Below are 8,038 nucleotides of genomic sequence, written 5' to 3'. Positions count from 1 at the left end.
GTTCGCCATACCAACTCCCTAGCACTTTCCCGGCTTGTGGCTGCCAGGAGAAGGTTCCTCTCGCGATTTACCTCCCACGCTTTAGGCGTTTTGTTACATTGTCAGAGTCGCTCTTTATTCAGACCCCTAGGGTCACCTAGTGGTATAGGTGGTTTTCAACCTGACGGTGAAAACAGCTCCTTTGTGCAGCCTCATGTCGCACACTCGTCCACATATCCACAGGTGATATGGGTGTTGTAGAGACTTACAAGATTAATCATGGTGGGAAATCATGGCCAGGACGGCGCGCTGTTTTTCTTCTGGTAACGCCTGAAAAGCTTCTAACAGCGTTCTCTCTTTTTCAGTTAACGCCTGTAATGCTTGACTGCGGGTGATTTTATTTTTGGCGAGAGTGGATTCGATCTTATCGGCTGATTTCTGTATCTGCGCTGCCTGCTGACGGATAAGGGCAAACTCATTCGTAACGTTCGCCGGTTCCAGCAATAAACTTTTCTGAAGCCGATCGATGATTTCAGCCGTGATGGAGCCTGCATGACCTTTTTTAACCAGCGTGTCTAAAGCCTCCCGAATTTCTTTGGGAAGACGCAAGGTCATGCGGATGGGGTCGTGTTTAGTAGCCATAAAAATATTATGGCATTTCTCAAAACTAAAGTATTGACATCAATAATGTGTCTTATATATGATTAATAGACACTTTAAATATGTCTATATGCTGTTTAAAGTTGTCTGTATCAATAATCAGCAGGAGTCATTTATGGTTAGCCGCAGCCTCGATCAATTAACTCAGTTAATTGCGCAACAAATGGATTCCCAGGAATTGCTTGGGGAAAATCTTACCAAAGCCAGCCTGCTCACTGAAATAATTCTGGAGCGTAAATTGTTAAATTACCCGTCAGCCGTTTTGCTTCCTTATTTTTGGGCGGTACACGATTATCTGAGCATGGCAATAGATCTGCATGAAACGGCTACTTGTGACCTGACCAGACTGATGGGTAAAGCCTTAGCAGAGAAACACTATGAGTGCTAATCAAACTTTGATGTGTGTCCAAAATGCGCAACAGCTTCATGCGGATATCCTTCACTTAAATGAAGCACTGGCGAAAAAGGTCTGTGACTACCCCGAGCATGAGCAGCTTTGCAGCATACGCGAAAAACTCAGCATTATGAAAGTCTACCTGGATGAGGCGCTGGATGATCTGCAATCGCGCCAGGAAATTAAGGCTCGATTTAAACATGAAGCCGCGTTATTTCCTTGGGTAGTCATAGGTACATTCTTGGGTGCATTTTTGGGCACGCACTTCCATTAAAGAACTAAAACCGTTAGGCACTCTCTGTTGATAAGCGAATGCTTGTCAACAGAGAGTGCCGTGGAGGCAGATATAATCTATTGAAATGATTTAGCTTTTTCTGATTTTTCAACAGTGAAATAGCCTGTGAAATAAAAGTTGAATGGGTAAATTCAGAACAAGAATGCTATTGATTTTCATAATGTGACTGATAACATGAGCGAATGGGTCGTTGATCTGTCCGACTGTAACGACAGATTTAGGGTAAGCGTAGCTGCGATGAAATATCCTTACTCACATGAAAATGGCTCGCGGCCGTACCTGCAATTCACCGTTGCGGGGATTCTACTTGTACTTCTGATGATGATCCAATGGCTCATCATTTCTACTGGATCAACGGATGAACTCCGTTCTTGCAGTCAGCATTGCTGGCTGGCAAGTCTACTGGATATAGCCCACCACTGTGTAGGTTTTTACACGGACTGGCAGGGTTCATGAAGGTGTTCTTCACACCTGCATTTCTTTTTTCAATTCGTGCGCGTTAAACCTTAAAGTTTACTGCTCTTTGTCGGGCGCTTTTCAGCGTTTGCAAGATCAGTCGGCGCATAACAGGAAATTCTCTGTGGTGGCAGCAGAGGGATTATTTTCTGGACTCCAATTGCATGTTGTAACTTGACTGGCGGAATACCGCTACCCTTTGAGGGACTGTGACTATGGCAGAAATGTCGTACTACAGTGTCAGTTAACACTCACGTACTGCCATGAACAAGCATCTTTTTAAGGAAAACCATGTATGAACTGGAAAATCACATTGCAAAACATCATCAAGCAACACAACAAGACCGCAGCCGTGGGTGGCAAAGCCGTGAGCTTTGCCACCCAGGATGCCCGACAGGAAATACTCTGGCTGGGATTTAAAGAATTACGCACCTTAGGATTTAAGCTGGATAATGTCCGCGGGTTTAAAGAGCGACATATAATGGCATTGGTGCAAGGTTGGGAAACCAGAGGTCTATCTGCCTCAACTATCCAGAATCGCGTCAGCATATTCAGGACGTTCGCGGAATGGATTGGTAAAAAGGGAATGGTGCGTCGTTCTGAGAACTATGTTAAAAACCCAGATAGTGTGATTCGACATCTGGTTACCCAAACTGATAAAACCTGGAGCGGACAGGGAATCTCTTTGGAAGATAAGTTAGCCACCATCCAAAAGCAGGATTGCCACATTGCCATTCAACTAAAGCTGCAACGTGCCTTCGGGCTTAGAATGAAAGAAGCTGCGCTGCTAAAACCTCATGGCGCGGATAAAGGCGCCTATTTGGCGGTTAACTGGGGAACCAAGGGAGGCCGTGACCGAATTATTCCGGTAGTAACGGACCATCAACGGGAAGTGCTGGCAGAAGCCAAGAGGCTAGCAATTAAACCCAATGATTCCATGACCCCGAATTGGTATAATTTCAAGCAATGGCGGAACCACTATTACTATGTGTGCCAGAAGAGCGGTATCAGCCGTCAAGAGGGAATTACTAGCCACGGATTACGGCATGAACGGCTGAACGAAATCTACCAGGAAATAACCGGGGTAGAGAGCCCTATAAAAAATAGGTATCCTAATATAGATCGGGATTGTGACCAAACAGCGCGGCAAGAGATAGCTGAAGTCGCAGGGCATAGTCGATCTTCTATCGCAGCAGCATATATAGGTTAGTTCACCAAAAAAGTATTTATGACTAATATTCTATGCTTACGAAATCACCCAATTTATTACGGCAAGTTCACAATAAAAAGGTGCTTATTCCTCAAAAATTATTAGCTGTACGCCTTAGGGAAATACTGTTTGACTAATGCCCCGAAGCTGCTGCTTAAATCGATACAGACCACTTGACAGTATCCTTGCCCGGTAAGGCTTCTAAATAGGAAGCGAGATTTTTTGTTGATCTCGATAATGAGAAGATTATTCTCATAGGTTTTTTGAATGGTAAACCCAGGTAAGTTTAGGATACAATTCTGAAGGGCGATTTTTTCTTCTTTTTCATAGCCGATCAAGGAGTTAGGGGGCTTATCTTAACTAAAGTGCTTCCCTTTTTCAGGGTGAGCCAAAATTCTCAGTCTTAAAGTTGGGGCACACAGGGTTATAGATGCAGCGAAATTGATAAGATGTGTTGCTTTAGATGTAATAACGGAAAATGATAGTGAGTGATAAAATGTTTAAACTTACCACCTGCTTTGATGTATTCGAAGAATGTGTAAATGCCGTAACAAATGGTGAATTAATAGAATCTGTAAGCGCCAAAGATAAAGAATTTCATTTTCAAAATTGGTTTTTAAAGCGTTTAAATAATCTTTCCATGCATTTTGAATGTTCAGGCCGCAATACATATCCAGATTTTTGCTTAGTAGAGTTTCCAGAAGGTTATGAAATAAAAGGATTGGCTTGGCCAGGCAGAGAGCGGGATTATGATTCCAATAGCCAAGTTCCAACAGGTTATCATAACGGACGACAAATTTTTTATGTGTTTGGTCGTTATCCTGTTGATTTAACGCAATACCCCCAGCAAAGCAATGGTAAGCGTCAATACCCAGTGATAGATTTATTTATATGCCATGGAGATTTTCTAAATGCTGATCATAATTATTTGCATAAGAACAAGAGTGTTAAAGGTTTTGGCACCTATGGCGATATAATGATTCGAGATAGAAAAATGTATGTTGCTCCTACCCCTTTTGCTTTAACGGAAGGAACTACGGGATTAATGACACTAGTTGTGCCAAGTAATATGGAAAAAGATCCTCGATTTCAGAATGTTGGAGATTTAATTCGAGTTGAAGCAGAGCATCTGGTGGTGGGTTATACTTTTGATTTACATACTAATGATCTGAAAGCTGAGAAGATTGTTAATCCTAAAGCTGGAACACAGCACAAATTTGTTGCATATAGGCTTAAATCTCAAACTTCTAAGCCTGTTTCGATGGTGAAAAGTATTTCTTCTATTAAAGAAATTAATGGAAATTTAGGCGAATGAATATGGCTGTGACAAAAGAAGTGCATGAAGCGTTTATTCCCCTAAAATCTGGCGCTGCAATAGAGTATGATTTCCCTATAGTAGAAGTTAGTCGTGTTGCTGAACAGGAGAGTTGGAGAAAAGAAATTAACCGCCCTTTATACCATATTCATAAATGGTGGGCTACAAGGCTTGGAACAGTTTTTCGTGCTATTACATTAGCCACTTTAAATTCTAAAGATCGTTCTGTATGGCAATCGTTTTACGAGTATCATAACCTATCAGGCAAAGTAGTGCTTGACCCTTTTATGGGAAGTGGAACGACTCTAGGAGAATCTCTTAAGGTTGGTGCGAAAGTAATAGGCTGTGATATCAACCCTATAAGCACGTTTTTAGTAAATCAAGCATTAACGAGGGTGTCCGAACAAGAATTATGGCAAGCATTTAAATCTCTTGAGGAAAAAATAGCGTCAGAAATTAAATATTATTATCAAACAAAAGATCCTGAAACAAGGGAAGTGATACCTGTGCTTTATTTTTTTTGGGTAAAAACCCTAACAACACCAGAAGGGGAAGAAATTCCTTTATTTTCTAGATATGTTTTTGCACAAGATGCATATCCGAAGAAAAAACCCCTTGCAAAGATTGTTTGCTCTTCTTGTTGGGAAATATTTCAGGATCGTTATGACTCCACATCTTTAAAATGTCCATCTTGTAGTCACCAGTTTAATCCGCAAAGTGGTCCAGTTAAAGGTCAATATGTTTTAGACGCTAATGGAAAAAAACATCGTATAAAAGACTTAATTCCAAATAACATTGCTCCAAAACACCGCCTATATGCATTGCTTGCGCTTAGGAAAAATGGTGAAAAGATTTACTTACCTCCAAAACAAGAAGATTTAGATCTTTTTATAAAGGCTGAATTACGTTTGCAAGAAGAGAATTTACCTCTTCCTACACTCCCAGTGCGATCTGGCCATAATACAGATCAAGCAAGAAATTATAACTATCTCTATTGGAAGGATTTCTTTAACTCTCGTCAGCTACTTTGTTTAGGGATGCTGTTGAAAGAGATTTTACTTATCTCAGAAAAAGCAATTAGAGAGCAGATGCTTTGCCTATTTTCTAGTACGTTAGAATTTAATAATCTTTTTTGTAGCTATAAAGGCGAAGGAACTGGTGCGGTAAGACATATGTTCTCAAATCACATACTGAAACCGGAGCGTACGCCGCTTGAAAATTCTATATGGGGTACAGAAAAAAGTAGTGGTACTTTTTGTTCTTTATTTAAATCTAGACTACTTAAGGCGAAACGTTATTTGGATAAACCTTTTGATTTAATCCTAAATAAGGATTTACTAGGGAAGTCTAATGGTTCAGTAAAAATCCAGGCAAGTGAACCTATAAATGTTTCATTGGCTGTCTCCTGGGATGAGCTTAATAAGGTAGAAAAAGGCGCTTTGATTTTAAATGGTGACAGCTCTGTACTGCCTTTGCCAGATAAAGTCGTGGATGCAATAATTACTGATCCTCCATATTTTGATTTTGTTCACTACAGTGAATTAAGCGACTTCTTTTTCGCATGGCTTTCTCCTGTATTAAAAGAGTATTATCCTTGGTTTGCTAAGAACAACTCGTCAAATTCTGGTGAAGTACAGCATGATGATCCTAGAATCTTTGCTTCGCAATTAGCATCTGTGCTGAAGGAGTCTCATAGAGTCCTAAAAGATGATGGTACACTTGCATTTAGTTTTCATCATTCAAAAGAAGATGGATGGGCTGGTATATATGAGGCTATTAACAAAGCTGGATTTGAAGTTGTTGCTGCTCATCCAGTGTATGCTGAGCTTCGCGGAGCAAATCCAAAGGCATCGACAAAAGACCCTATTAGTATAGATGCTATTCTTGTTTGTAAGAAATATAAGCAATGTAAAGAAGTAGAGATTAATTTTGATAACGTTATAGATAGAACAGAGATTCTTGTAAAAAAATTGTTAAATGGGGGGATTAAAATTTCTAATTCTGATAGGTTTGTCATTGCTGCTTCCCAAGCTCTTATCTCTGCATCAGCTATGGTACTAGAATTTGACAATGTGAAATCTATACTACAAAAAATTCGGTTCAAATTAGGGGGCCAGAACGCTCTATGATTTGAATGCTAAAATAGAGGGAATGATCTGGCATTCATGTGGCGGAATATATCTGACCGTTCTACCTTATTTTTACCTTCTAAAGAGATACTGCGGGATAGATTGTATCAGGCAATTGGGCGAGCGAGGCAAAGATTGGGGGAGGTTGAATGAGCGGAGTAGGGCATTACTAAGCTTGAATCTGGTGTAATTCCCGTGTAATCGTGCAAGGAAAAGTATAGAATTTCCTGGCATCGGCTGGTAATAAGTAGATGCTGTAAAAATCAGGAATATATTTATATTCAAATAGTTATAAAAATATAGAACTGAAGAGAATCCCTGAATGGAGTACTCTTAATCAATAGGTCGTAGGTTCGATCCCTACACGGCCCACCAAAAATCGAATAGAATCAATGAGTTAATAACAATTTGCTGATGGCGTCTCAAATTTTAAAAAATGTGTCGAATATGTGTCGAAGATTTGTAAGCGGTTTTGATTTTTTCTCCATCTCATCCCCATCTCCGATAAATTTAGCCACTTACCTGTTTTAAAAGAATCAACACAACAGCTATATTTTTCTATTTTTTTAATAAATTTACTTGACACTACATTTTAATCTCTTAAGATGTTTCAATCTTAAGGAAGAATTAAAGCCAGGGACTACTAATGTGGTTCCTGGCTTTTTTTATGTCAAAATTTTCGCTCAACACAACTGATGTTTATGTTGATTGCTTCTGTCAGGCTTAATCGACTAATGAAAATAATTCCTGAAATTGTACTTTTAGGGGTTACAGAGCAATAGAAACGGATTGGTTAACAAATTAATTCTAGGTGCTATCATGGCTAGCTTCTATACAATTTTAAGGTGCATGCATTGAATTCTTCTTATACAGGAATGCGTTGGTTAAAGTGCGACCTCCAAATGCAAACCCCAGCAGATACTCAACACTGGGCAGGCGAACGCTTGGTTCGAGGAGAAGAGTCCAAGGCAGCAAAAGCGTTTGCTGAAGCTTGTCATCAAACTGGTCTTGATGTAGTTGCTATCACAGATCACAATTTTTTGAGCATAGACTTCTTACCTTATCTTCAAGAAGCTTTTGGTGAGATCAAAAAAGAATTTGGCCATAAGATCACCTTATTCCCGGGATTTGAATTTGAAGCCGATGTCGGCAAGGGGATACATGTGCTTTGTCTTTTTAAACCCGATACCGCACCAATAGAAATTGATCACATTCTCACTGAGTGTGGTGTTGCCAGGCCACGAATTAAAGATGGCCTCCTTACTAAATCAACTATGCGCCTTCCTGAAATTTTAAACATCGTTCAAAAAATAGACAACGATGGTGCTTGGCGCGGAATTGTGATTATTCCTCATATATTTGAAGATAGTCTTTTCGATAGCGAAAAAGTTAGTGAGTGGCTTCAACAAGAAGAATATCGAAATGATAATTTATTAGCTGTTGAAGTTCCTAAATCTATTGTAAGCCCCTAATAATTCCATCCCATATTTGAATTTTTCTAGCGAATGTTTTCTTTATATAAATAAGGACTTATTGATAAACTGCGGCAGGAGAGAGGTGGGTTCTACTTCTTTGCGTCTGATTTTGTGAGCTTGATTGA

Annotated in this window: 7 protein-coding genes; 6 read left to right on the top strand and 1 reads right to left on the bottom strand. The window is 39.8% G+C overall.

The features are described 5' to 3' along the window. Positions 1-252 precede the first annotated feature (252 nt). A complete protein-coding gene (locus tag VHE99_02135) occupies positions 253-621 on the bottom strand; it encodes an Arc family DNA-binding protein (GenBank protein ID HVV67825.1) in 369 nt (122 codons plus the stop codon). Positions 622-679: 58 nt separating this feature from the next. Here VHE99_02135 and VHE99_02130 point away from each other — a divergent pair, with 58 nt between their 5' ends. The 6 genes from VHE99_02130 to VHE99_02105 all read left to right on the top strand — a co-directional run bounded on the left by VHE99_02130 (position 680) and on the right by VHE99_02105 (position 7,910). Continuing rightward, positions 680-1,027 (top strand): hypothetical protein, encoded by a 348-nt coding sequence (locus tag VHE99_02130; GenBank protein HVV67824.1) that lies wholly within the window; start codon positions 680-682, stop codon positions 1,025-1,027. Continuing rightward, positions 1,017-1,307 carry a hypothetical protein gene (locus VHE99_02125; protein HVV67823.1) on the top strand — a complete coding sequence of 97 codons (291 nt, stop codon included), beginning with the start codon at positions 1,017-1,019 and terminating at the stop codon, positions 1,305-1,307. The genes VHE99_02130 and VHE99_02125 overlap by 11 nt, the downstream gene beginning before the upstream one ends. Positions 1,308-2,079: 772 nt before the next feature. Further along, positions 2,080-2,994 carry a phage integrase N-terminal domain-containing protein gene (locus VHE99_02120; GenBank protein ID HVV67822.1) on the top strand — a complete coding sequence of 305 codons (915 nt, stop codon included), beginning with the start codon at positions 2,080-2,082 and terminating at the stop codon, positions 2,992-2,994. 496 nt (positions 2,995-3,490) lie between these two features. Continuing rightward, positions 3,491-4,309: a hypothetical protein gene (locus tag VHE99_02115; protein ID HVV67821.1), complete on the top strand. Its 819-nt coding sequence runs from the start codon at positions 3,491-3,493 to the stop codon at positions 4,307-4,309. Between the two features lie 2 nt (positions 4,310-4,311). Then, positions 4,312-6,438, top strand: a complete 2,127-nt coding sequence (locus VHE99_02110) for a DNA methyltransferase (protein HVV67820.1) — start codon at positions 4,312-4,314, stop codon at positions 6,436-6,438. 902 nt (positions 6,439-7,340) lie between these two features. Further along, complete coding sequence (locus tag VHE99_02105; GenBank protein ID HVV67819.1) at positions 7,341-7,910, top strand: hypothetical protein; 570 nt, start codon at positions 7,341-7,343, stop codon at positions 7,908-7,910. Positions 7,911-8,038: the final 128 nt, after the last annotated feature.

Source organism: Gammaproteobacteria bacterium (genome assembly GCA_035546635.1).
In the GTDB taxonomy this organism is placed as follows: domain Bacteria; phylum Pseudomonadota; class Gammaproteobacteria; order JAURND01; family JAURND01; genus DASZWJ01.
This window is presented reverse-complemented; position numbering and strand designations above follow the sequence as displayed.